Below are 23,869 nucleotides of genomic sequence, written 5' to 3'. Positions count from 1 at the left end.
CGCCGGTGCGACTCGCTCCACCCGGAGGAGAACGTGATCATCGAGTACCGGGTCCTCGGTCCGCTGGAGGTTCTGGTCGACGACATCGCAGTGCCGGTTCCCGCCGGGCGGTGCCGATTGCTGTTGGCCACGTTGTTGTTGCGACCCAACCGGAATGTCTCAGTCGACGAGCTGATCGACCGCCTCTGGGACAGCGAGCCGCCGTCGCCGGACCGTGCTCACAAGTCGCTCCACATGGTCGTGATGAGATTGCGGCAGGCTCTTGGCGATGCGAACTGCGTGCGTCACGTGCGCGGCGGCTATCTGGCCGAGGTCGAGCCGAGCCAGCTGGATCTGCTGAGGTTCAGGGAGTTGGCGAGTGCGTGCGACTTCGCCGCGGCGGTTGGTTTGTGGCGTGGTCCGATGCTCTCAGACGTCGCGTCCGATGCGTTGCATCAGCATGACGTCCCGCCGGTGACTGAAGAGTGGTTGCACGCGCTGGAACGGCGAATCGGTGCCGATCTCGCTACAGGCCGGGCGGGCGAGCTGGTCGCCGAACTGCGCTCGCTCACCAGGCAGCACCCGTTCCGGGAGAAGTTCTGGGGTCAGCTGATGCTGGCGTTCGCCCAGTCCGGGCAGCAGGCTCAGGCGTTGTTCGCCTACGAGCAGCTCCGGGCGCTGCTGGCAGACGAGCTCGGGGTTGATCCCGGTGATGAGCTCAAAGCTGTGCACCAGCAGGTGCTTTCCGGCTCGGCGGGGGTGTCGGGTCCGGTGCCGCGTCAGCTGCCGAGCGCGACCCCGAGGTTCGTCGGGCGGGCTGCGGAGCTGCGCCGTCTCACCGAACTGGTCGGTTCCGACGCGTTGACCATCGCCGTGATCACCGGCACGGCAGGCATCGGCAAGACGACCCTGGCCGTGCACTGGGCTCGCGGTGTGGCCGACCGCTTCCCGGACGGCCAGCTCTACGTCAACCTGCGCGGATTCGACCACCACCGCGAACCTGTGGCGGCGGGCGACGTGCTCACCCGGTTCCTCGAAGCACTCGGTGTCGCTGCCGAACGCATTCCCGTCGATCTCGAAGCGCGGTCCGCGATGTACCGCAGCCTCGTCGCGGATCGTCGCATTGTGGTGCTGCTGGACAACGCCCGCGATGTCGAGCACGTCCGGCCGCTGCTGCCAGGACCGTGCCCGTCACTGGTGCTGATCACGAGTCGCTCGCACCTCACCGGCCTGATCGTGAGCGAGGGTGCGCAGCATCTGGCTCTGGACGTGCTCACGCCCGGCGAAGCCCACGCACTGCTGGTGAGCAGGGTCGGCGCGGTACGAGCGGATGACGCCGACAAGCTCATCAGGTGGTGCGGTGGCCTGCCGTTGGCGCTCGCGATCGTGGCCGCACGCGCCGTGCAGGCGCCTGGTCTGCCGTTGCCGGCGTTGGTCGCGGAACTGGCTGATGAGCGCACTCGGCTCGACACGCTGGACACCGGCGATGCTGCCACCAGCGTGCGAGCTGTTTTCCAGTGGTCGTACCAGCAGCTCAGTCCGGCGGCGGCGCGGATGTTCCGGTTGGCCGGTGTCCATCCCGGACCTGACATCACGGTGCCCGCCGCCGCGAGTCTTGCCGGTGTTTCCACCGCTGAGGCACGGGAGTGCGTGCGGGAGCTGGTGCGGGCGAGCCTGCTGACCGAGCACGTGGCCGGGAGGTTCACGTGTCATGACCTGCTGCGGGTCTACGCGGCGGACCGGTCCTCGGAGGAGGGAACGGCCGAGGTTCGCACGGCCGCGATCGAGCGGGCGTTCGACCACTATCTCCACACTCTGATGGTTGTTGATGCGGCACATCATCAGAGGTTCCGCATGATCGAGGACGTGCCGACGCCGGCGTCCGGCACGGTTGCGGAAATTCTCGAGGACCGCGACGCGATCAAGGCGTGGATCCACGCCGAAAGCGCCGTGCTGCGAGCGGTGATCGCGCAGAGCGATGAGCTCGGTTGGCATCGTCACACCTGGCAGCTCGTGTGGTTCATCTTCGACGTGATCGACTCGAGCAGTCCGTGGCTGGACTGGTTGTGGATCTTCGCAAGGGCTCGCGGCGCCGCGAGCAGGCTCGGTGAGCGGCAGTACGTCGCCAGGCTGCTGTACCTCGAGGGCATGGCGCTGGGCAGGGTTGGACGGTTCCAGGAGTGCAGGGAACTTCTCGAGCAAAGCGATCATGCCTACGCGGAGATCGGCGATGTACCGGGTCGTGTGCGTGCTCAGACCAATCGCGCGTGGTCGTTCATGATGATGGGACAGGCACACGAGGCGTTGCAAGCCGCCGAAGGCGCACTGGAGTTGCAGCGCGGTGACGCCGGCTCGACCGGCCCGTTGATCGGCCTGGTGATCCATCAGATGGTGGAAGCCCTGGTGGTGATGGGAAAGTTCGAGTTGGCGTACGAACGCTGCCTCGAGTGGGAGACCGCGAACTCCGGCGGCGCCACCCCGTACCTGGCGGGGCTGCAAACCCAGGCGACGGCGAACGTGCTGGTGAAACTGCGGCGGTACGACGAGGCCGTAGAAACCGCGCACCGATCGCTGGACCTGCTCGGACAGATAGGATCCGCAGGGGACCTCGCCCACTCGCACCTCTTGCTCGGGGACGCCCATCACGGTCTCGGCGACCAGGAGGAAGCCCGCCACTGGTGGTCGAAAACCCTTGCCGCCTTCGAGTACCACCAGAACCCGCGGGCGGAGGACATCCGGGCGAAGCTCGCAGCGCTCGGCTGACTGGAGCGACTTTCCTGTGCGGCGATCCGCTGAGAGTTCGCGGGTGTTGCAGGTGGACTTTCTCAGGCATGCGGTGAGCTGAGGTCTTGGTAGGGCTGGCCCCCGTGTACTGCGGTCTCACTCACGGCACGCTTCTGCGCCATGGGGAGGAACATCAACGCGCGCACGGTGTCCGTCGCGCTGTACGTGCTCTGGGGCCTGCTGCACATGGGCCTGGGCACCTCGATGGTCATCGGCGATCTGTCCGATGGCGCGCCGGCCGACGAGGTGGCGGCGGAAAGTCTGCTGTACTTCATCGCCGTGACCGTCCTGGGCGCCCAGGCGATCTACGTGGCCCTCACGCTGAACCGGGTGGCCAGCCCGGTGGGGTTCTGGCTCAACACCGTGGTGCTCGGTGTCGTCGACGTAGCTTTCTTCGTGCTCCTGGTGGTTCCGGGTCACGTCGACCTGTTCGGCGGCATCGCGGGCCCGGTCGTCTGGCTCGCCGCGACCGGCTTTGCCGCCGTAGCGCTCAGGAAATAGCAAGAGGGGCGCCTCCCCGACGAACGGGAGGCGCCCCTCTCAGAGCCGTGCTCAGGCCAGCGACTGCCGGACCCGGTAGGGCGGAATGCTGTTGCCCACCAGCGCCAGGTCGTCGATCGACTCAGGCTCGTACCCAGCCGTGGCCAACCGCTCGACCATCAGCGCGGTCGGGTCCTCGACCACGTCCGCGCGGCCGAACAGGTACGCCCACTCGTGCTCGTCGGAGCCGTAGTAGGCGACGGTCTCGAACACCTCGTTGAACCGCTGCCAGGAGCGGATCAGGGTGGTGTTGCGCCACATCGTCTGGCAACCGGACTGGTTGACGACGACGCCGCCCGGACGCAGCAGCGCCTTGCACATGCGCAGGAAGTCGGCGCCGTACAAGCGGTTGTGCTGCGCCTCCTCCTCACGCTCGTCGGGGAGGTCCACCAGCACGATGTCGTACTTCTCCGACGTCGTGCGGATGTACTCGAAGCCGTCGATGTACTGCACGCGGATCGGGCCATCGCCCTTCTCCGCCGCGGCCAGCTCGTCGGTCGAGTACCCGTACGGCAGGTGCTCGGCGCACAGCTTGACGGCCTGCTCGTCGATGTCGATGTGGTCGACGACCGACGCGCCGTGCTGCACGGCCATCTGGCACACGACGCCTTCAGAGGAGCCGATGACCAACACGCGCTCGACCTGATCCGCCAGCAGCAGAGCCGGCACCATCAGGGCCTCGTGGTAGGTCAGTTGGCTGAACTCCGTCGACTGGCGGTCGTTGTCGCAGAAGAGCGAGATGCCCTGGGCCGTGCGGGCGATCACCAGGTGCTGGAAGTCGGTCTTGGTGTCGACCAGCACCTCGTCCACCTGCCAGTGGCGGGTCATGCCGTCGGCGAGTGGCTCGTTGATGGTGTTCACGCGGCGTGCTCCTTGATGCCACGAGTGACGACGTCCGTGCTCACGTGAGCGGCGCCCAGGGCGTCAGCGAGTAGCTGGACGGCCAGCGCGGGTTTGGCACGAGTACCGCAGGTGAACACGTCGACGAACACCGAACCCACTTCGGGATAAGTGTGGATCGACGCATGGGACTCCGACAGCAGAGCCAGCACGGTGACTCCTTGGGGATCGAACTTCTTGGAGATCACCTCCAGCACCGTTGCGTCGGCCTGCGTGAGAACCTCACCAAGGGCGTGCCGGAGGAACCGCTCGTCGTCGAGCAGATCCGCGCTCACACCCGAGAGCTCTGCAAGTACGTGCTGTCCCGCGAACAAACCGACGGTCTCCTCGGTCTGACAGGGCGCTTCGGACATCAATCACTCCAAACTATGTGAATTGCAGACAGGTTCAGACGCAGTACGTGGCCAACGGCGGGAAGCCGTTGAAGCACACGGACGAATAGGACGAGGTGTAGGCGCCCGCGCAGAGGATGTCCACGTGGTCACCCGCCTCGAGGTCCAGCGGCAGGTCGTAGCGCGTGTGCTGGTAGATCACGTCGTCCGCGTCGCACGTCGGACCGGCCAGCACGATCGGGCCGGTGGGGCCGCCGTCACGCGAGGTTCGCAGCGCGTAGGCGATCGCCTCGCCCTCGGTCTCGGCGAGTCCCTGGTAGCGGCCGATGTCGACGTACACCCAGCGGCGTTCGTCCGAATAGGACTTCCGCGACACCAGCACCACGGACGAGCGGATCATCCCCGCCTCCGCGGAGATCGCGCGGCCGGGTTCGATCATCACGCGCGGCCGGTCGGAACCGAAGTGCCGCGCGAGTGAAGCTTCGATGGCGGAGGCGAAAGCCTCCAGGGTGGGCGTATCCGCTTGATACACCGCGGGAAGGCCACCGCCCAAGTTCACGGTGGTGATCTCAACGCCTTCCGCACGCAACTTTGACGAAATCAAAGCGGCGTCGGCGATGCCGGAGTCCCAGCCGGAGACCGAGAGCTGCTGCGAACCGGCGTGGAACGCGACGCCAAGAGGAACGAGTCCCAACTCATGCGCGAGCCGCAAGAGATCCGTCGCCATCTCGGGATCGCAACCGAACTTGTTGCCGAACGGGTACGTGGAACCCTTGCTGTGTACAAGAATCCGCAGCAGGACGGACGAACCGGGCGCGTGCTCGGCCACGAACCGCACGTCCTGCTCGCTGTCCGACACGAACAGTCGCACCCCGCGCGAGTAGGCGTACGCGATGTCCGCGGCCTTCTTGATGGGGTTGCTGTAGGAGATCGACGACGGTGCGGCGCCGCGCGCCAGGCACAGATCGATCTCCGCGGGGGAGGCCACGTCGAACTGCGAACCCTCGGCGACCAGCGTGCCGACCACGTCCGGCTCGGGGTTCGACTTGACGGCGTAGAAGATGTCCACTGACGGCAGCGCTGCGTGAATTGCCTGGTAGCGCGTGCGGATCGTCTCGAGGTCGATCACCAGACACGGTGTCGACGGGTTCTCCTGGTCCAGGAAACGCCGAATACGAGCCTCTGCCTCGTTGCGCCGATCAACGGCGAAGCTCTCGGTCATTTCCCCAGGGGTCCCCCTTCATCCGCCTCGCGGTCCGTACGCGGGCACGGCCGTCCACTCTACGGCCTCCACACCGCAATCGCGCAATCCAGTCCGCGCGAGTGTGATTTAGCCAGCAGAACGAAGCTCGATCATCGTGATGTCGGGAGGGGCGCCCACGCGTACCGGAGGACCCCAGAAACCCGCGCCACGACTGACGTAGAGCCACGTGTCGTCCACCTTCGACAGCCCCGCGACACTGGGTTGCTGCAACGGCACGACGAAGTTGAACGGCACCATCTGTCCACCGTGTGTATGACCGGACAACTGGAGGTCTACGCCTCGTGAAGAGGCGTCGGCGACCTGCACCGGCTGGTGCGCCAGCAGGACGACAGGATTGTTCGTGTCACGGCCCGCGAGAGCGCGGTCGAGGTCCGGTGCGTCACCGTACGACTTGCCGGTCACGTCGTTCACGCCCACGAGCTCGAGCCCGCCCGCAATGGTCAAACCCTCGTTGCGCAACGGGTTCACGCCGAGCCTGTCGATCTCGGAGATCCACTGTTCGTGGCCGGAGAAGTACTCGTGGTTGCCCGTCACGAAATAGCTGCCGTGCCGCGACACCAGGTCTCGCAACGGCGCCGCGGCCTCGCCCAGTTCGGCGACCGTGCCGTCCACCAGGTCACCGACGATCGCGACGAGGTCGGCCTCCTGCTCGTTGATCATCCGCACGATCCGCTCGGTGTGCGAACGGCCGAGCAGCGGCCCGAGGTGGATGTCGCTCACGACCGCGATCCGGAAGCCCGACAGGGACTTCTGGAGCTTGTCCAGCGTCACGGGGACCCGCAGCAGCTGCGGTGCGCCGAGCGCCTGTGTCATGCCGTAGCCGACCACACTGCCCGCCGCGATGCCCGAGCCGATCGCGACCGACCGCGAGATGAACAGCCGGCGCGCGGGATCCGGCACGACCTCGACCGGTTCGGGCCCGACCGCCGCGGGCACGAGGGTTGCTCGCCTGAGCAGGACCCGGCGGGGGATCTCGGCGATGCCGAGCACGATGGCCAAGTAGAACAGCACGGCGAGCCACACGAACCCCGGCCAGGCGAAGAACTTCCCGAACTCCGGTGGCACCCGTCGCGTCACAACCAATGTGCTCATCAGCAGCACGAACGCCCCGACGACGGCCACCGTGCCGATACGACGCCCGAGCGTGCGGGGGAGCGTCGTGTCCACGACCAGCCGGCGCCACAGGTACAGATGGCCCAGCGCGACCGGGACCCCGAGGAGCAACAGGAAAATCACGACATCAGTATGCTTTTCGCTGCCGCGGGCGTGATCGTTGGAGGGACCTATGAGGTCCGTAGTACTCGCGGTGTTACTGCTGGTGTCCGTTCTGACACCTCCCGCGCACGCCGCACAGTCGTGGAAACTCGCGCACACCGACGTCGCGGTCAACGTGACCTTGGCAGATAACGGCTCGCTGTCGATTTCGGTGGCGAAGGCTGAGAAAACCGTGCTGAACCCGTCCGCGCTGGGCATTCGCACGACCGCGGCCGACCTGAGCACCGGCCTGCAGTTCGTCAGCCGCAGCGACAGGACCGTGCGGGAGCAGTACACGACCATGTCCGGACGGCGCCGCCAGCACCAGGCGGACGCGAACGAAACCACTCTCCGTTTCACAAAAGGCACCGAACGGCTCGACGTCGTCTTCCGCGTCTCGGCCGACGGACTGGGATACCGGTACGTGCTCGGGAAGTCCGCGACGGTCACCGGTGAGGCCACCGACTTCGCGGTGCCGCCCAACGCGAAAGCCGTGCTGCTGCCGTGGGACAACGGCAGGCAGGACTACGAGAACATCCACACGCACACGACCGTCGCACAAGCACCACAGGTCGCGTACGGCTACCCGTCGTTGTTCCAAGTGGACGGAACGTGGTTGCTGCTCACCGAGTCCGACCTGACCGGTGACTACGGCGCGAGCCGGATCACCCTGCGCGACAACAGGTTCCAGCTCACCCTGGCGGACGCGCAGACTCAGAGCAACGGCACCACCCCGTGGCGCACGCTGATCGTCGGCGACCTCGCGACCGTCGTCGAATCGGACCTCACCACGGACCTGGCGGGCCCCAACAAGGCGGGTGACGTCTCGTGGGTCAAGCCGGGCATCTCCGCGTGGTCGTGGTGGGGCGAAGGCACGGGCGACCTGGCGCTGCAGAAGAAGTACGTCGACTACGCGGCGAAACAGGGTTGGGAGTACATCCTGGTCGACTCCGGCTGGAAGAGCTGGGGCTCGGGCCAGGTGCAGGACCTCATCCGGTACGGCGCGCAACGCAAGGTCGGCGTGCTGCTGTGGGTGCATTACAGCGACCTCGACACCGCGTCGGAACGCGACTCCAAGCTGCCGCAGTGGAGGCAGTGGGGCGCGGCCGGTCTGAAGATCGACTTCATGAACTCCGACTCGCAGGCCAGGATGCGCTGGTACGACGCGATTCTGGCGGCCACGGCGAAGAACAAGCTCATGGTCAACTTCCACGGTTCGACCGTTCCGCGCGGCACCGAACGCACCTGGCCGCACGTGATGAGCTACGAGGCCGTGCGCGGCGCGGAGGGAACCAAGCCGAAGCCTGGCAGGCAGCCCTACCCGATGTCGCACTACCTGACCCTGCCGTTCACCAGGAACCTCGCCGGTTCGATGGACTTCACGCCGGTCACGTTCAGCGGCGTGCGGGTCAACAGCGACGCGGCCGAGCTCGCACTGTCGGTGATCTACGAGTCGGGTCTGCAGCACTTCGCGGACAAGGTCTCGAACTACCCGAAGTACCCGATCGCGGAACGGCTGCTCAAGACCGTGCCGTCGGTGTGGGACGAGACGAAGCTGCTGGCCGGCGATCCGGGCACGCTCGCGGTCATCGCGCGCAGGAACGGCCCCGAGTGGTACGTCGGCGCGAACGTGGCGGGCGACGCGCGGACGCTTGACGTGCCGCTTTCGTTTCTCGGGGGTGGTCAGTGGACCGCTGAGATCTACGCCGACGGTGCCGACCGCAAGCTCGCATTCAGCACACGGACGGTCACGGCCGGTGGGACGCTCTCGCTACCGGTCGTGAAAGACGGCGGATTCACCGTGAAGTTCGTGCAACCCGCGAGGCCACCCGTGGCGTGACTAACCCGGCACCGCAGAAGGGGGAGACCTGATGAGTGATCGGGACGCCGCGTTCCAGGAGTACTTCGCGGCCCGTTCCGACGCCATGCGCGGCACGGCGTACCTGCTGTGCGGCGACTGGCATCGCGCGGAGGATCTCGTGCAGGCCGCGTTCACGAAGCTGTACCTGGCGTGGAAGCGGATCGAGCGGCACGAGGCGTTGGACGCCTACACCAGGCAGATCCTGGTGCGGACGTTCCTGTCCGAGCGACGGCGCGGGTGGTTCCGGTTCGAGTCCACGAGCGAGGAGCTCGAGGACTCGGCGGCTCCATCAGGGCTCTACTCCGAGGACCGGATGGTGTTGCTGGAGGCTCTGGCGAAGGTGCCTCCGAAACAACGTGCGTGCCTCGTCCTGCGGTACTGGGAGGACATGTCGATCGAACAGACGGCAGTCGTCCTCAAGTGTTCGGAAGGAACGGTAAAGAGTCAGGCCGCGCGGGGGCTGCAGACGCTGCGCGGCCTGCTCTCACAGCAGGAGAGGGTTCGATGAACGAACAGGACCTCAAAAGGGCTTTCGAGACCGTGGTGGTGGCGAGCAGCCCGCCGCCGTCGATGGACCCCGGACGGGCGCTCGACGCGGCCCGCAAGGCCAGGTCGAAGCGGCGGTCGTCGATCGTCGGCGCACTCGTCGCGGTGCTCGTGGTCGGGGTGGGTCTGGGCTCGGCGTTCGCGCTGAACCCGAAGGCCGCCACCGAGTACATGACGGGTGCCGGGCCGAGCAGCAGCAGCTCCTGGCCGGGTGAGTGGCCGGACGGGCAGACCGATCGCACCGCCAAGAACGGGCCGCAGGCGGACCGGGCGACCAAGCTGCTGGAGGAGCTCAAGGGCGTGGTGCCGGCCGGGTACGACGCCCCGCAGCTCAAGTACCAGGACCCCACGTACTCCGGGGGTGACATGCAGCGGACCCAGGGACAGGTGCGGTCGAACAAAGGCGAGGTGCCCGAGGTCTGGGAGTACATGGCGGAAACGCCTGTGCGCAAGGACGGCAAGGTCGGCTGGCTGCTCGTCCAGTCGTCCACGCCCAACTCCCAGCTGCCCACGGAGCCCTGTGCCCTCGCCAAGTCGTTCTGGGGCATGGGCGGGCAATGCCAGGTGCTCGACGTCAAGGGCCTCAAGGTCGGCGTCGTGCAGAACAACACGAGCGACCGTGACCAGTTCGACAAGTGGGCCGCTTACCGGGCCAACGACGGGCAGGTCGTGACGATCGCGCAGGACGACAAGTACCTCGGCGGTGGATATCCGGAGCTCGACGCGCCGGTCTTCACCGAACAGCAGCTCGCCGAGCTGGCGACGGATCCCCGGTTCCGCGTCGGAAGCTGAGTTGGCGCGTTGTTCGGAGGGCGGTCACGTTTGTGGCCGCTCTCTCTCACTGCTCTTTTCGGGTGTTTTGGCAGGTAGAGTGCCGTCCTGCAATGCGCACCCTCCTCATCGACAACTACGACTCGTTCACGTTCAACCTCTTTCAGCACCTCGCTGAGGTGAACGGCGTCGAGCCCGTGGTCGTCCACAACGACGACCCGCGCTTTCGGCTTGCCTCACTGCGGTCGTTCGACAACGTGGTGATCTCTCCCGGACCCGGCCGGCCGGGCAACCCCGCCGATTTCGGCATCTGCCGCGCCGTGATCGACCACGCCGAGATTCCGTTGCTGGGTGTGTGTCTGGGCCATCAGGGGCTGTGCCTGTCTTACGGCGCTGTGGTCGGACCTGCGCCCGTGCCGCGCCACGGGATCGTTTCGCCGGTCACCCACACGGGCGTCGACGTGTTCGCCGGGTTGCCATCGCCGTTGGACGTCGTGCGGTACCACTCGTTGGCCGTCACGGATCTGCCTTCTTCTTTGGAGGCCATCGCGTGGAGCGACGACTCCGTGCTGATGGGTGTGCGCGCTCTCGACAGGCCCGCGTGGGGTGTGCAGTTCCACCCGGAGTCGATCTGCACTGACTTCGGGCGCGAGATGCTCGCGAACTTCAGCGCGCTGACGCCGACTCGATCCGCGGCCGTGCCGGAACCTCCGCAGGTTCGTCCAGAGCCTCAGAAGCGCCCTGTGCACGTCCGGCGCCTTGACCTGGCAGTTGATGCCGAGGAAGCGTTTGCGGCGCTTCATGGGGCGTCTGAGACGTCGTTTTGGCTGGACAGCGGGTCCGGCGGGCGGTTCTCGTTCATGGGGGACGCTTCAGGGCCCCTCGCACGCGTTGCGCAGTATTCAGTGCCGGACCAGGTGCTCACTCTCGATGGCACGCGTCTGCCGTGTCCTTCCTTCTTCTCATGGATGGACGACGACATCGCGGCGTGGGGAGTCGAACAGCCCGATGTGCCGTTCGACTTCGCACTCGGGTGGGTCGGATACCTGGGCTACGAGCTGAAGGCGGAGTGCGGCGGCGACTACGCCCACCGCGCGGAACAGCCTGACGCGTCGTTCGTGTTCGCAGACCGTGCGGTGGTCATCGATCACGTTGATGAGTGCGTCTATTTGATGTCTCTGACCGATGACACGTGGTTCGGAGAGGTTTCGGCCGTTCTGACGGACCTGCGGCCGCTGGGTGAGCCTTCGCGGCCGGTCGTGTCCGCCGTGACGTTGCGGCATCCGCGCGCGCACTACCTCAAGCTGATCAGCGCGTGCCAGGAAGCGATCACCGCGGGGGAGACGTACGAGGCATGCCTGACGAACATGATGTCGTGGCACGGCTCGCTCGACCCGTGGGGCACTTATCGGCTGCTTCGCGCCGCAAATCCCGTTCCGTTCGGTGCGTTGCTGCGTTTCGGTGAACTGTCCGTGCTCAGCACGTCACCCGAACGATTTATCCGTGTCGACCGACATGGTGTCGTCGAGTCATCGCCGATCAAGGGCACACGCCCGCGAGGCGTTGATGCGCCGGACGACGAGATGTTGCGCACAACGTTGGCCCGTTCGGTCAAGGACCGGGCCGAGAACCTGATGATCGTGGACCTCGTCCGCAACGATCTCGGCACGTGCGCGGAAGTGGGTTCGGTCGAGGTGACGCGGTTGTTCGACGTCGAGACCTACGCGACCGTACACCAATTGGTGAGCACCGTGCGGGCACGTCTTCGACCGGACAGTTCTGCCGTCCGATGTGTTCGAGCCGCGTTTCCAGGTGGTTCGATGACCGGTGCCCCGAAGATCCGGACCATGCAGATCCTTGATGGGTTGGAAGCCGGTCCACGTGGGGTGTACTCGGGAGCCCTCGGTTACTTCTCGCTCAACGGCGCCGCCGACTTCAGCATCGTCATCCGAACGCTCGTGACGAACGGCGACCAGGTCAGTTTCGGCGTGGGCGGAGCTGTCATCTCGCTGTCCGACCCCGACGAGGAATTCGAGGAGACAGCGGTCAAGGCCACTGCAGTGTCACGCCTGTTCGGGGCGCACTTTCCCGGTCGTTGATCCCACGTTCCGGGGATAGTGTGAACAGACCGAACTGTGTTCGTGGCTGATGGTTAACACGTCGGCCGGCGACCCGGCCGACGTGTGGAAACCTCGCGTGTTCGCGCAGGTCAGGAGGCGTGCGCTTCCTGGAACTGCACAACCAGGTTCTGCGGAATGCGACCGCGGTCCGAGATCTGGTGCCCCTGCGCGCGAGCCCAGTCACGAATGCGCTGCGCCTCGGCCTTGTCGGTGGCCTTCACCGTGGACTTGCCGGTGCCCTTGCGCTGCTTGCGGCCACCCGCACGACGAGCCTTGCCGACGAAGTCCGCCAGCGACTCGCGAAGCCGCTCCGCATTTCCCTTCGACAGGTCGATGGCGTACTCGACACCGTCAAGTGCGAAGGTCACGGTCTCGTCGGCTTCTCCGCCGTCGAGGTCGTCGATGAGTTGGACGACGGTCTGCTGTGCCACTGTTCCTCCGTTAGGTACTCACATAGCACGCGGATCCTCGACGTAACCACGTGCTCCGACAACACCATAGTCCAGATGAGGAAAAACGGCGAACCTTTCGCCGCTAAAATGTGACCCAACCGCCCGGTCGGGTCATTTACCCCGTGAAACCACAGGGGTGTTATGGGTCCAAAATGTGCAGCTAGTCGTCTCACTTCGACCCGTTGCTGGGCTTGCTGGCCGCTTCACCATTCCCGCTGACGGAGCAGCGTTGCGCATAACGCACCCCCATCCGGTGCAGGTATCCTCGACATACCCGCCAGGGGTAGGGAAGGTCAGGGGCCGATGCACGGGTACACCGCGGACAAGGACGCATACCTCAAGCGACTGCGCCGCATCGAGGGACAGATCCGCGGTCTCCAGCGCATGGTCGAGAACGACGAATACTGCATCGACGTGCTGACGCAGATCTCCGCGGCCACGAAGGCACTGCAGGCCGTGTCGCTGGGGTTGCTCGACGAGCACCTGAAGCATTGTGTGGCACAGGCAGTCGCTGAAGGCGGCCCGGTGGCCGAAGCGAAGCTGGCAGAAGCCTCAGCCGCCATCGGACGCCTCGTAAAGTCCTAGAGCCCCCGCGCGAAAGTTGCTGGCGTGATCCGCTAGAGTTCACACAGCTACGCCCCCGTAGCCCAATCGGCAGAGGCAGCGGACTCAAAATCCGTCCAGTGTGCGTTCGAGTCGCACCGGGGGCATCGTTCGACCGGGCGGCCTCTGTTCGCGGAAAGCGCGAACCGGAGGCCGCCCGAGTGTTTTCCGGGGGTGTGACCCCCAGGCCCCGCCCGGCGGGCTCCGCCCCCAGACCCTCCAGTTGTGGCGTGCGCAGATGTTGCAGGGGTTGAACCGGGGGCACGTACAACGTCCGCTCAGAACCCATGACCGTGCTGGTCACGGGTTCTGTGCGTCTTGGGACATTTCGTCGACCCTTTCCGCGGCTTCGACGACGGCGGTGAGCCGTCGATCAGCAGGTAGTAGGCGTGCTCACCGCGTTGGCTGCCGAACGTCCGGCGCCCGGAGTTCGTCGAACATCCACTTCGGACAATTGTGCAAGCACTTGCTCCTCGGGAGGCTTGCGTGTGACGCCTTGGCCGGTTGACGTTTCGCGTGTTGTCGGGCGCGCGCGGATCTCTTGTGGGCTTCATCTTGGTACGCGTATTTGGCGCGCGCGGTTTGCTCGTGCTGCCGGTCGAGGTGGCGCGACGATCCCGCGTTCGACTCCACCGGCAACGGGCACGACCTGGTGCTGACCGGGGTGGACACGGCTCGTGCCGGGCGGACTGTTGCCGGGCAGGGGGCGGTCGGTTCGACGGGGTGGCGTCCAACGGGGGCGCTGCGGCGAAGTGTCGGTGGTGCCAAGTGGGGCGCTGGCGTCGGGGCCGTGGGGCTGGAGTTCGTCGGCGGTACCAGTGCCGCGACCACGAGTGAACCCGTGCTGTACACCGACCAGTCCTTCACGGTGGACGTGTGGGCCAGGATCAACGACACCGGCACCGCTCGCACGGTCGTGGCCCAGCGCGGGTCGTCCGGAGTGGACCCGTTCTCGCTCGGGTGCGACGGCACGCGGTGGAGCGCCGAGATGCCGAATGCCGCGGTGAAGCCGTCGAAGTGGTGGCGGGCGAAGGGCAACGCGGTCGTGAACAAGTGGACTCATCTTGTGGCCGCTTACAACGCGAGCGCGCGCACGCTCAGCCTGACCGTCGGCTATCAGGACACCGCCGACACGCACAAGAGCACTGTCGGCTGCGTGGTCGGCTGGAACTCCACCGGTGTGTTGTCGGTCGGTCGCGGCAGCACGGGTGAGTCCTTCAACGGCAGCATCGACGAGCTGAAGACGTTGCGGGGCGTGCTGGCCCGAGAGAGTCCAAAGCGGAGCGGGTGGCGGCTTGTGCGCCACCCGCTTTTTTCGTCCGGTGAGGACAGCCAACATCGGTTCGCACACAACGAACTTTGGTCTGAACCACCTAGGCCTCCCTTTCGCGCAGTTGATCAACTCCGAACGGCGGAGTGCGAGACGCTCCGGGACCGATACGGTCGTCAAAGATTCAACGACCGCGTCGGGAGTCCCTGGTGGTCCGGAAGTTCTTGTCTTTTCTCATGGTTCTCCTCACCTGTGCGTGTGCGGAGACTCCGGCGCCGTCCTCGGTTCCCCGTGTGCCGTCGCGGCAGCCCACGTTGATCACGGACGCGCAGGAGAACGTATCGAGGTTCGTGCGTGAGGTGGTCGACGGTCGGACGGTCGAGCTGGACGACGGCCGGCGCGTTCAGATCTCGCTGCTGGCGCCGCCCGCGGTGTGCTGGGCCGCTGCCGCGATCGCGTTCGCGACGAAGACCTTGCTGGTGCGGCCGGTTCGGGTCACGGCGGTCGAGCCCGGCGAGGTCAACCTGGCGTTCGAAGACGGCACCGACTACGCGCTTCTCGCCGTGCGGGAAGGTGTGTTGCGGGCGCAGGGTGCGGCCGGTGAGATCGCTGACGCCGAGGTCGCTGCGGCGCGGGAGAACCGCGGCCTGTGGGGATTGCCCTGCAACGGTATGGATGTCACGTCGACAACCGCTGTGCCGACCACCACCACGCCGCCGAAGCGCATCCAGCCGCCGAATCCGGTTGCGACGACGACGCCTCCTCCGGCGCAGGCGCCGCCTCCGGTCGTGACGGCTCCGCCGAAGCCGTCTCCCACGCCGCCGTGCAGGGTCGCGTACGGGATCGAAGGGCAGTGGCCGGGCGGGTTCAAGGCCGGTGTGACGATCAGGAACACGGGCCGTGACGCGATCAACGGCTGGACGCTGCGGTGGTCGTTCGGCGACGGTCAGTCCGTCCAGAACATGTGGAACGCGTCGTCGTCTCAGCGGGGTGCTGCCGTCAGTGCGACCAACGCGTCCTACACGGTGACGATCGCGCCCGGCGGTGAGGTGTCGATCGGGTTCATCGGGTCGATGCGCGACAGGAACGCCGCTCCGTCGTCGTTCACGCTCAACGGAACGACGTGCGCGAACGGCTGAGGTATTGGTCCCTGAGGTCGAACGTGGCAAGATAAATTATTAATTAACCTCGCACTCGATCATGTTGGGACTAACCGTGCAGGTCACAAGGGCTGTGCCGCTGCACGTCGAGGTCGACAACACCCTCGGCGGCCGCTGGACGTCGCTCCGCACAGCCCGCCGCGAGTGGCTGTGGCACCGCCACGACGAAGCCCGCTCACGCGCGGCTCCGGGTGTCCCGTTCGTCGACGTGGGTGGCCTGGAGGAGTGCGTCCCGACCGTTCGCGGCGTCCCCGACCACGGTGACGCGTGGAGCAGGCCGTGGGACGAGACCGGGGTGGTCTGCCCCGAGTTCCTGCTGCGCCGCCGAATCGAGTCGAAGGACGGCGCGGTCATCGCGGACTACGAGCTGACCGCCGAGCCCGGCTACCGGTTCGTCTGGGCCGCACACGCGTTGCTCGACGTCAGCCCGGACGCTCATCTCGTGGCACCGAAGGGAACTCCGGTGCTGATCACCGACCCGGAGCCGGTTCTTCGCGAATGGCCCGCAGGACTGTCCACTCTCGGCCCGGATGACGGCACGGCGGTGGGTGCGGTGCTCGAGAGCGGCCAGATCCGTGTGGTGGATGGAGATCACCGGCTCGACATGCACATCGAGTGCGTCGACCAGCCCGTGTCGGTCGCGTTGTGGCGCAACCTGCGCGGCTGGCCGGAAGACGAGCCTTACCGCAGCGTCGGCGTGGAACCCATGCTCGGCCGCACCTTCGACCGAGACGACGTCACTCGTCCCGTGGTGGTCGTGCCCGAGTCGGGAATCGTGCGGTGGCGCCTGACCTTCACCGCCTTCGAGGACCTTCTGGACCTGCAACCGGGGAGCACCGTCCGATGACGTTGACGCAGTGGAACTTCGAGCAGCTCGATCTCGGCGAAGGTGCCCGCTGGATCGGCGGCAGGCTCGTCGTGGTCGACCTGCTCGCCGGACGCGTCCTGGAGACACCCGGCGACGTTCCCGCATCCTTCAAGGAGATCGCCGAGCTCGACGTCCCGGTCGGCGCCGTCGCTCCCACCGGGAACGGGCTCATGGCGGCCAAGGGAACCGGCGCCGACCTCCTCGACGGCCCGATCCTGGAGTCCTTCGCGGGCGCGGGCATGCGCGTGAACGACGCGGTGGCCGACCCCGCAGGCCGCTTCTGGGTCACCACGATGGCCTACGACACCGAACCCGGAACCGGTGCCTTACACCGCCTCGGCTCACCGTCACCGGTCCTCAAAGGACTGACGATCCCGAACGGCCCGGCGTTCTCCCACGACGGCAAGCTGATGTACCTGGCCGACAGCGCACGCGGCATCGTCCACCGCTTCGACGTCGACGGCGCCAGCGAGCTGAGCGGCCGCCGCGTCTTCCTGCACGCCCCGCACCACACCCCGGACGGCATGACCGCGGACGTCGCGGGAAACGTGTGGATCGCGTTCTGGGGCGCTTCGGTCGTGCGCCGCTACCGCCCGGACGGCCGTCCGGACCACGAGATCCGCCTCCCCGCGCGTCAGCCCACGAGCGTCTGCCTCGGCGGCCCGGACATGAGCCGGCTGTTCATCACCACCGCCAAACACGGCCTGCGCCGCCCGACCCTGCACGACGGCGCGTTGTTCGCCGCCGACGTGAACATCCCCGGCCGCCCGGCGAACGCGTACGTGCCTGCTGTGGGCTGATCTGCCCACAGCAGAGAAAGCGGCGCGAAGCCGGAGCTGCCCGGCATCGTCGAACCCATGACGAACAACGAGAGGTTCTTCAGTCCTGGGTTGAGGGAACGGTTCTTCGCTCAGCGGGTGCTGATTCTCGACGGCGCGCTCGACGACGACAACGGAACGGTGCTGGCGACGCAGATGTTGTCGCTGGCGAGCGAGGACCCGCGACAGGACATCGCGCTGTGGATCCACTCGCCGGGCGGGTCGGTGCCTTCGATGCTGGCGATCCGGGACGTGATGCGGCTGGTGCCGTGCGACGTGGCGACGCTGGCGCTCGGGCTGGCGTGCAGTGCGGGGCAGTTCCTGCTTTCCGCCGGTACCAAGGGAAAGCGGTTCGCATTGCCGCACGCGCGGATCCTGATGCACCAGGGGAGCGCGGGCATCGGCGGCTCGGCGGTCGAGGTCGAGGTGCAGGCGGACGACCTGCGGCACACCAGGGACACCGTGCTCGGGCTGATCGCGGAGGACACCGGGCAGCCGTTCGACCGGATCTTCACCGACTCGCTGCACGACAGGTGGTTCACCACCGCGCAGGCACTCGAGTACGGGTTCATCGACCACGTCGTCAGCGATCTCGGGCAGGTCGTCCCCGTCCGCACGCATCAGCTGGGACTGCACGCGGGAGCCGTCGCATGAGCACCTACACGATTCCCAACGTCATCACGCGGGACGCGCGCGGCGAGCGGGTCATGGACGTCTACTCGCACCTGCTGAGCTCGCGGATCGTCTACCTCGGCACAGGGATCGACTCCGGGGTCGCCAACGCGTTGATCGCGCAGCTGCTGCACCTCGAGGCCGACAACCCTGACATGGAGATCAACCTCTACATCAACTGCGAGGGCGGCGACCCGTCGGCGATGCTCGCGCTCTACGACACCATGCGCTACATCAAGGCACCGGTGGCGACGACGTGCGTGGGGCAAGCGGTTGCGGCCGGGGCCGTGCTGCTCGCGGCGGGTGCGGAAGGGCGCCGGGCCGTGTTGCCGCACAGCAGGGTCGTGCTGCACCAGCCCGCGGCGCAGGGGCGTGGCGCGATCCCGGACCTGATCCTCGCGGCGGACGAGGTGGTGCGGGTGCGCACGCAGCTGGAGGAGATCCTGTCGCGGCACACCGGCCGGAGCGTGGCCGAACTGCGCCACGACACCGACCGGGACCGCGTGTTCGACGCGGCGGGCGCCGTCGAGTACGGCTTGGCGGACCGGATGCTCGAGCAGCGTTAGGCGACCGCCATGAGCACCGGACCGGAGGGACGTCCCATCGGCCGCGACGTCTGGAACTGTTGAGTGCGCACCACGTACTGGGAACGGACCTGGCCGGCGACACCGATCAACAGGTCGGCCAGGTCAATACCCAACGCGCCGGTGACGGCGGCGATCATCTCGCTGGACGGCTCCTTGCGGCCGCGTTCGATCTCGGACAGGTACTGCACCGAGATGCCCGCCCGTTCGGCCACGTCCACCAAACGGTCGCCGCGCTCCTCCCTGGTCTCGCGCAGCTTGCGGCCCAACGCCTCACGCCACAACGGTTCGGGAGCGCGCTTGAAGTCCAGGATCTCCGCCATTTCCTCATGGTGACAGCACCGCGACCACCGCAAAGGGGCGTTCTGCTGTCAGCAGAAAGACGGCTCTAAAACCACTCAAAGGTGGCTGAAAGACCTCTGAGCAGGCTCTTCCCGGCACAGCAAGACACCACCAAGGGGAGAAACCAGCATGAGAATGCTCATCGGTCTGGGCGTCGCCACCCTCGCCGCGATCGCGATGCCCGCCGTCGCGCACGCCACGCCGCACACCACCGTGTACGTGACCAACCACCAGCTGGTCGTCGAGGGCGAGGCCGGCAAGACCAACAACATCGTGGTCGCGCTGGACCCCGCGAGCCACAACCTCACCGTCACCGACTCCGGCGACCTGCTGGCCGTGGGCGCCGGATGTGCGCTGACCAACGACATCGTGCGCTGCGCCTACGAGTCGGGCACCACGAAGCTGATCACGTCGGTCCGGGTCAACGCGGGTGACATGAACGACCGCGTCGCGATCAACTACGACAACACGAACGCCGACGCGATGCCGGCCTACGTGTACGGCGAGGAGGGCAACGACGTCATCGAGACCCGCGCCAAGGGCACGATCAGCGGCGGCGACGGCGTCGACACGCTGCGGCCCAAGCGCGGTGGCGTGAGCGTGTACGGCGGCCTCGGCGTGGACCGCGTCGACTACAACAGCGGCAGCGTGCTGCACCCGAACTCGGGCGTCTCGGTGACCATCGGCTCCGGCACCGACGACGGCTACGACACGCTGGCGCTGAAGGACTACGTCGCGAGCGACGTGGAGAACCTGACCGGCACCAACTTCGTCGACCACCTGGTCGGCAGCGCGGTGGCCAACAACATCCTCGCGCTGAACGGCAACGACCTCATCTGGGGCCTCGCCGGCAACGACACGCTCAACGGTGGCCTCGGTGTGGACACCTGCCTCGACGCCGAGGACGGCGACGTCCTGGTCAGCTGCCCCTGACCTTAAGGCGGCTTTAATCGAGCGCGGCATCCTTCGGGTCCGCGGGCTGAACGAGCCCGCGGACCTGAAGGGGGATGGACGTGAAGGTGATGGGCACCGCCCTGCTCGTGCTGAGCATGACCGGTCCGGCGGTCGCGCACGCGGCGACTGGCAGCACCGTGGACGACGTCGTGGCGGTGCAGGCCACCAGCCCGGCGTCGTCAGCGGACAAGACCATCTCCGTCAGCTGCCCTGATGGCACGAAGGTCGTCGGCACGGGCGGTTCGGTGACGGGCGAGCGCACGACGATCACGCGGGTGCGGCCGAGTGACGACCTCACCAGCGTGGAGGTCACGGCGGTGGAGCACGGAACGGGGACCGTGCAGCCGTGGACGGTGAAGGTGCGGGCGAACTGCGCGCCCGGCGAGTTCACGCTGGTGTCCAAGAGCGGCACGAAGAACGCCGAGGCCTCCTGCCCTGCTGAGCAGAGGACGCTCGGCGTCGCGGGCGAGACCGAGGGCGTGCACCTGACCAGGCTCGCGCCCAAGACCAACCTCAAGGGCGCGCTGGTCGAGGCACCCGGCACGGCCACCGTCACGGCGTACGCGATCTGCGGCAGCAGGCCGGGACTGGTGCTCCGCGGCGGTACGTCGTCGATCATGCTGAGCAAGACCGGGTCGAAGTCCGTTGCCTGCCAGGGTGACGAGCAGGTCATCAGCGCCGGCGGTGCGGTCGGCGGCGCCGTCATCGACGACGTCGAACCCGTCGGTCCCGTCGCGATCGTCTCCGGTGAGGCGGCGGAGGGTCAGGCCATCCGGTGGTCGATCACGCCCTACGTGGTGTGTTCGCAGCGAACGGGCGCGGGTCGACCTCGATCTCGCGCATCCGCGTGACGTAGGTCTGGTAACACCTCCTCGCCTCACCGTGACTCCCTCCGGCGGCGAGGACGCGCACCAGCATCAGGTGCGCAGGCTCGTCGTACGGGTCGCGTTCAAGTACGCGCAGGCAATACCTGCTGGCCAGCGCGTACTCCCCACCGGACTCGGCCCGTGCGGCGAGCACCGCCACGACCTGCAGGTAGATCAGCCGGGCTTCCTCCCGCAGTCGCCCGGCCCAGTCCTCGTATGGGTCTTCCTCCAGGAAGTCGCCGTGGTACGCGGACTCGGCGGCCGCCAGCAGCGACTGAGCCTCCGACGAGTTCCGTTGTGCCGCAGCGAGTCCGGCTCGTGCATCGGCGAGGAACACGACCACGTCGACGGGCAGGACGTCCGGGTCGAGCCTGATCGCGTCGCCCTCGGCCACGATTCCGGTGCCCGCCCTCAGCACACTGCGGGCCGTGGACAACGCGACCGCGAGCCGGTTCGCGACCTTCTCCGGTTCCTCGTCCGGCCACAGCAGGCTTCCCAGCGCCTCGCGGGTGATCGGCCGTCCGCGCCGGGCGATGAGGATCTTCACCAGGTCCCTGGCCTTGCGCGACTGCCACGCGGCGGGCGGCAGCGGGGCGCCGTCGCGCAGCACCCGGAACCCGCCCAGCGTCTGGATGAACAGCTCGGGCCTGCTCGCTTTCCGGCACGTCTCCGCGACCGCGGCGGCGGCTTCGGCGAGCACCCGTGCGCCGAGATCCGCGGCTTGCCGGCGTGCCTCACCGGCGAGCTGTTCGCCCGCGGCACCACCGACCAGCGCGGCCTGAGCCGTGCGCACCCGGATCTCGCCGAGCGGGTTGCCGATCTCCCGCCACAACGTCAGCGCCTGGTCGAGCAGCACCGAGTCGCGTTCCAGAACTCCCCGCAGCCGCAACGATCGCGCGAACCCGGCCCGGTCACCACGCCGGGTCGCGATCTCCGCGGCCTCCTGGCACAGGTCCTTGTCGTGGTCGAGCCACCCCAGCACGAGCAGCGCCGCGACGCTCTCACCCAGGTCCAACGCCTTGCGGGCGTGCTCACGCGCGAGGTCGGGGTCGTCGTCGGAGACCAGCTCGGCCAGTCCGACGTGCGCCAGGATCATGTGCGGCACGGTGTTCTTGGCCGATGCGAGTCGCAACGCCTCGTGCAGCGCGTATCCCGCCAACGCCCGGTCGCCCCGTTTCCGGTGCACCTCGCCCAGATACACCAACGGCGCCGCCGCGAGCCAGCTCCCCGCTGAGTCGAACACCTTCTGCGCCGCGAGGAAGTCGGCGGCCGCCTCGTCCAACCGGCCGAGCCCGAGCAACGCCTCACCGCGGTTGTGCAGCCCGATCGCCCGGTAGGTCGCGAACCCCGTGACGTCCGCGAGCGGCAGCATCTCCTCGATCTCCCGCAGCGCCGCCCGGTACTCACCGGCCTCGACGTGGTGCGACGCCCGGTTCGACCGGATGCGGATGACGCCGAGCACGTCGCCGGCCTTCTGCGCGTGGTCCAACGCGATGTCGTAGTGCTCGGTCAGCTCGTCGCGTTTCCCTTGTGCCGCGGAGACCATCGCGAGCACGGTGTGCGCGGTGCCGATCGCGCAGTCGTTCGTCGCGGTCTTCAACGCCTCGCGCGCCTTTGCCGCCGCCGCTTCGAGATCACCCAACGCCCAGTGTGCGCTCGCCGCGGTGCTCAGCAGCATCGACTCGGCGGTCGGATCGGAGCCGTCCGGCACGTAGTCGTCGCAGATCTTCAACGCGTCCTGCGGCCCGCCGCGCAGGTGCTGGATCCACGCCATGCGCCAGGCCAGCTCCGCGGTCAGCCCGTCCTCGGTGGCGCGGGTGAACCGGTCCGCCGCCTGCCGCCACTCGCCGCGCAACTGATGCGCGACGCCTTCGAGCTGCCACACCTCGGCCGTGCGCTGGTCTTGCGGCACCAGTCCGGTCGCCGCGAGGACCGCGTCGGCACCCCCAGCTCGCAACACGTCGCCGAGCAGCGCCGTGACACCGGGCCAGTCCTCCAGCGCGGCAAGGGAATCGACGGCACGCACGTACTCACCGCGGGACGCGAACCAGCGCGCGGCCGTCCGGTGCACGCCGATCGCGGGCTCCAGGTGCTCCCGCGCCAACGGCACGAGCGCGAACCAGCCGGGCTCGGCCCGGACCTGCTCGACGAACAACCCGCGCCGCGCGAGGTCCGGCAGAATCGTGGTCGCCGCGGAATGTCCCAGCTCCACCAGAAGATCCGTCGTGAACCGATCGAACGCCGCAGCGGTCCTCAGCAGTGAGCGGGTCTGTTCAGGTTCTCTGCCAACGACTTCGTCGACCAGATCGGCGAGCTCCTCGACCGTGCCCGTCTCCGCGACCAGCCGCACCGCGATCGGCCACCCACCGGTCACCTCGTGCACGTCGTGACCAGCGACCACAGTGGTCTCCTCCGCCGTGAACGCCAGCTGGGCCGCGTTGATCTCGGTCAGCTCCCCGTCGACCTTCAAGCGCCGCAACGAGAACGGCGGCACCGTGCGTCCGGACAAGACGATCCGCGCGCTCGCGGGCAGCTGCAGGCACAGCGCCTCCAGCAGCCGAGCGGCCGAATCTCCTTGTCTCAGAACATGGATGTCGTCCAACACGACCACGACGTCCGATGGCCAGGCGTCGATCAGCAACCCGGCGATGGCGTGCGCCCGCCCGGCCTCGTCCTCACCGGACACCGCAGGGACGCTGGTCCAGTTGGACGCCAAGGAAGTGGCCATCGGCTGCAACAGCCGATGGCCTTCCTGGCAGGTGTGCCACACCACCGGACGGTCGGTGTGCGCCTGCGTCAGCAGAGTCGTTTTGCCGTAACCGGCTGGTGCGACGAGAGTCGTGAGCCTCGTCGTGCGGAGCAGCCCCTCGAGCCGGGGCCGCCGGATCACCGTTGTCCTCCCACGCCCCAAGATCGCCGCTCGGCCGAG

General features: G+C 67.4%; 22 protein-coding genes and 1 tRNA gene. 16 read left to right on the top strand and 7 right to left on the bottom strand.

The genetic code is table 11. From position 1 onward, the window contains the following. The first annotated feature begins 33 nt into the window (after window positions 1-33). Both ABZ345_RS28785 and ABZ345_RS28780 read left to right on the top strand, forming a co-directional pair. Window positions 34-2,742 carry a BTAD domain-containing putative transcriptional regulator gene (locus ABZ345_RS28785; protein ID WP_359855215.1) on the top strand — a complete coding sequence of 903 codons (2,709 nt, stop codon included), beginning with the start codon at window positions 34-36 and terminating at the stop codon, window positions 2,740-2,742. 141 nt (window positions 2,743-2,883) lie between these two features. Continuing rightward, window positions 2,884-3,264 carry a hypothetical protein gene (locus ABZ345_RS28780; RefSeq protein ID WP_359855212.1) on the top strand — a complete coding sequence of 127 codons (381 nt, stop codon included), beginning with the start codon at window positions 2,884-2,886 and terminating at the stop codon, window positions 3,262-3,264. A 51-nt stretch (window positions 3,265-3,315) separates the two neighbouring features. Here the strand turns inward: ABZ345_RS28780 and ABZ345_RS28775 are convergent, their stop codons facing one another. From ABZ345_RS28775 to ABZ345_RS28760, 4 genes are all read right to left on the bottom strand, one after another. Further along, the gene (locus tag ABZ345_RS28775) at window positions 3,316-4,131 is read right to left on the bottom strand and encodes a spermidine synthase (RefSeq protein WP_359855284.1); all 816 of its coding nucleotides are present in this window, start codon (window positions 4,129-4,131) and stop codon (window positions 3,316-3,318) included. Window positions 4,132-4,160: 29 nt separating this feature from the next. Further along, window positions 4,161-4,556 carry an adenosylmethionine decarboxylase gene (speD, locus tag ABZ345_RS28770; protein WP_359855209.1) on the bottom strand — a complete coding sequence of 132 codons (396 nt, stop codon included), beginning with the start codon at window positions 4,554-4,556 and terminating at the stop codon, window positions 4,161-4,163. Between the two features lie 34 nt (window positions 4,557-4,590). Continuing rightward, window positions 4,591-5,757, bottom strand: coding sequence for a type III PLP-dependent enzyme (locus tag ABZ345_RS28765; protein WP_359855206.1), 1,167 nt, complete (start codon window positions 5,755-5,757; stop codon window positions 4,591-4,593). Between the two features lie 108 nt (window positions 5,758-5,865). Further along, window positions 5,866-7,035 (bottom strand): metallophosphoesterase, encoded by a 1,170-nt coding sequence (locus tag ABZ345_RS28760; RefSeq protein ID WP_359855203.1) that lies wholly within the window; start codon window positions 7,033-7,035, stop codon window positions 5,866-5,868. A 49-nt stretch (window positions 7,036-7,084) separates the two neighbouring features. On the opposite strand from ABZ345_RS28760, the gene ABZ345_RS28755 reads away from it, so the two are divergent. The 4 genes from ABZ345_RS28755 to pabB all read left to right on the top strand — a co-directional run bounded on the left by ABZ345_RS28755 (window position 7,085) and on the right by pabB (window position 12,330). Next, window positions 7,085-8,893: a glycoside hydrolase family 97 catalytic domain-containing protein gene (locus tag ABZ345_RS28755; protein ID WP_359855201.1), complete on the top strand. Its 1,809-nt coding sequence runs from the start codon at window positions 7,085-7,087 to the stop codon at window positions 8,891-8,893. A 31-nt stretch (window positions 8,894-8,924) separates the two neighbouring features. Next, on the top strand, window positions 8,925-9,422 hold the full coding sequence (locus ABZ345_RS28750) for a SigE family RNA polymerase sigma factor (RefSeq protein WP_359855199.1): 498 nt from the start codon (window positions 8,925-8,927) through the stop codon (window positions 9,420-9,422). Further along, window positions 9,419-10,252, top strand: coding sequence for a hypothetical protein (locus ABZ345_RS28745; protein WP_359855197.1), 834 nt, complete (start codon window positions 9,419-9,421; stop codon window positions 10,250-10,252). Before ABZ345_RS28750 ends, ABZ345_RS28745 begins: the two co-directional genes overlap by 4 nt. 92 nt (window positions 10,253-10,344) lie before the next feature. Continuing rightward, complete coding sequence (pabB, locus tag ABZ345_RS28740; protein WP_359855194.1) at window positions 10,345-12,330, top strand: aminodeoxychorismate synthase component I; 1,986 nt, start codon at window positions 10,345-10,347, stop codon at window positions 12,328-12,330. Window positions 12,331-12,440: 110 nt separating this feature from the next. Here pabB and ABZ345_RS28735 read toward each other — a convergent pair whose 3' ends face one another. After that, on the bottom strand, window positions 12,441-12,782 hold the full coding sequence (locus ABZ345_RS28735; protein WP_030476951.1) for an Lsr2 family protein: 342 nt from the start codon (window positions 12,780-12,782) through the stop codon (window positions 12,441-12,443). Between the two features lie 324 nt (window positions 12,783-13,106). Here ABZ345_RS28735 and ABZ345_RS28730 point away from each other — a divergent pair, with 324 nt between their 5' ends. From ABZ345_RS28730 to ABZ345_RS28695, 8 genes are all read left to right on the top strand, one after another. Then, the gene (locus ABZ345_RS28730; protein WP_359855191.1) at window positions 13,107-13,388 is read left to right on the top strand and encodes a metal-sensitive transcriptional regulator; all 282 of its coding nucleotides are present in this window, start codon (window positions 13,107-13,109) and stop codon (window positions 13,386-13,388) included. A gap of 51 nt (window positions 13,389-13,439) precedes the next feature. Next, window positions 13,440-13,513 (top strand) — tRNA-Leu (locus ABZ345_RS28725). Between the two features lie 545 nt (window positions 13,514-14,058). Further along, window positions 14,059-14,994, top strand: coding sequence for a LamG-like jellyroll fold domain-containing protein (locus ABZ345_RS28720; protein ID WP_359855281.1), 936 nt, complete (start codon window positions 14,059-14,061; stop codon window positions 14,992-14,994). Then, window positions 14,913-15,815, top strand: coding sequence for a cellulose-binding domain-containing protein (locus ABZ345_RS28715; protein ID WP_359855188.1), 903 nt, complete (start codon window positions 14,913-14,915; stop codon window positions 15,813-15,815). The genes ABZ345_RS28720 and ABZ345_RS28715 overlap by 82 nt, the downstream gene beginning before the upstream one ends. Window positions 15,816-15,891: 76 nt before the next feature. Further along, a complete protein-coding gene (locus ABZ345_RS28710; protein WP_359855186.1) occupies window positions 15,892-16,683 on the top strand; it encodes a hypothetical protein in 792 nt (263 codons plus the stop codon). Beyond that, window positions 16,680-17,504 (top strand): SMP-30/gluconolactonase/LRE family protein, encoded by an 825-nt coding sequence (locus ABZ345_RS28705; protein ID WP_359855183.1) that lies wholly within the window; start codon window positions 16,680-16,682, stop codon window positions 17,502-17,504. Before ABZ345_RS28710 ends, ABZ345_RS28705 begins: the two co-directional genes overlap by 4 nt. Before the next feature lie 57 nt (window positions 17,505-17,561). Beyond that, a complete protein-coding gene (locus ABZ345_RS28700; RefSeq protein ID WP_359855180.1) occupies window positions 17,562-18,176 on the top strand; it encodes an ATP-dependent Clp protease proteolytic subunit in 615 nt (204 codons plus the stop codon). Next, complete coding sequence (locus ABZ345_RS28695) at window positions 18,173-18,760, top strand: ATP-dependent Clp protease proteolytic subunit (RefSeq protein WP_359855177.1); 588 nt, start codon at window positions 18,173-18,175, stop codon at window positions 18,758-18,760. Before ABZ345_RS28700 ends, ABZ345_RS28695 begins: the two co-directional genes overlap by 4 nt. Here the strand turns inward: ABZ345_RS28695 and ABZ345_RS28690 are convergent. Further along, window positions 18,757-19,101, bottom strand: a complete 345-nt coding sequence (locus ABZ345_RS28690; RefSeq protein WP_359855174.1) for a helix-turn-helix transcriptional regulator — start codon at window positions 19,099-19,101, stop codon at window positions 18,757-18,759. The two genes, ABZ345_RS28695 and ABZ345_RS28690, sit on opposite strands and share 4 nt — an antisense overlap. Before the next feature lie 148 nt (window positions 19,102-19,249). Here ABZ345_RS28690 and ABZ345_RS28685 point away from each other — a divergent pair, with 148 nt between their 5' ends. Further along, complete coding sequence (locus ABZ345_RS28685) at window positions 19,250-20,053, top strand: calcium-binding protein (RefSeq protein ID WP_359855171.1); 804 nt, start codon at window positions 19,250-19,252, stop codon at window positions 20,051-20,053. Window positions 20,054-20,127: 74 nt separating this feature from the next. Then, window positions 20,128-20,925, top strand: a complete 798-nt coding sequence (locus tag ABZ345_RS28680; RefSeq protein ID WP_359855168.1) for a hypothetical protein — start codon at window positions 20,128-20,130, stop codon at window positions 20,923-20,925. On the opposite strand, the gene ABZ345_RS28675 is transcribed toward ABZ345_RS28680, so the two are convergent. After that, window positions 20,858-23,830 (bottom strand): BTAD domain-containing putative transcriptional regulator, encoded by a 2,973-nt coding sequence (locus ABZ345_RS28675; RefSeq protein WP_359855165.1) that lies wholly within the window; start codon window positions 23,828-23,830, stop codon window positions 20,858-20,860. The genes ABZ345_RS28680 and ABZ345_RS28675 overlap by 68 nt on opposite strands. Between the last annotated feature and the right edge of the window lie 39 nt (window positions 23,831-23,869).

This window comes from Lentzea sp. NPDC005914 (assembly GCF_040629405.1).
Lineage (GTDB): Bacteria > Actinomycetota > Actinomycetes > Mycobacteriales > Pseudonocardiaceae > Lentzea.
Note: the sequence above shows the minus strand (reverse complement) of the source record. Positions and strands in the feature narration are given on the sequence as shown.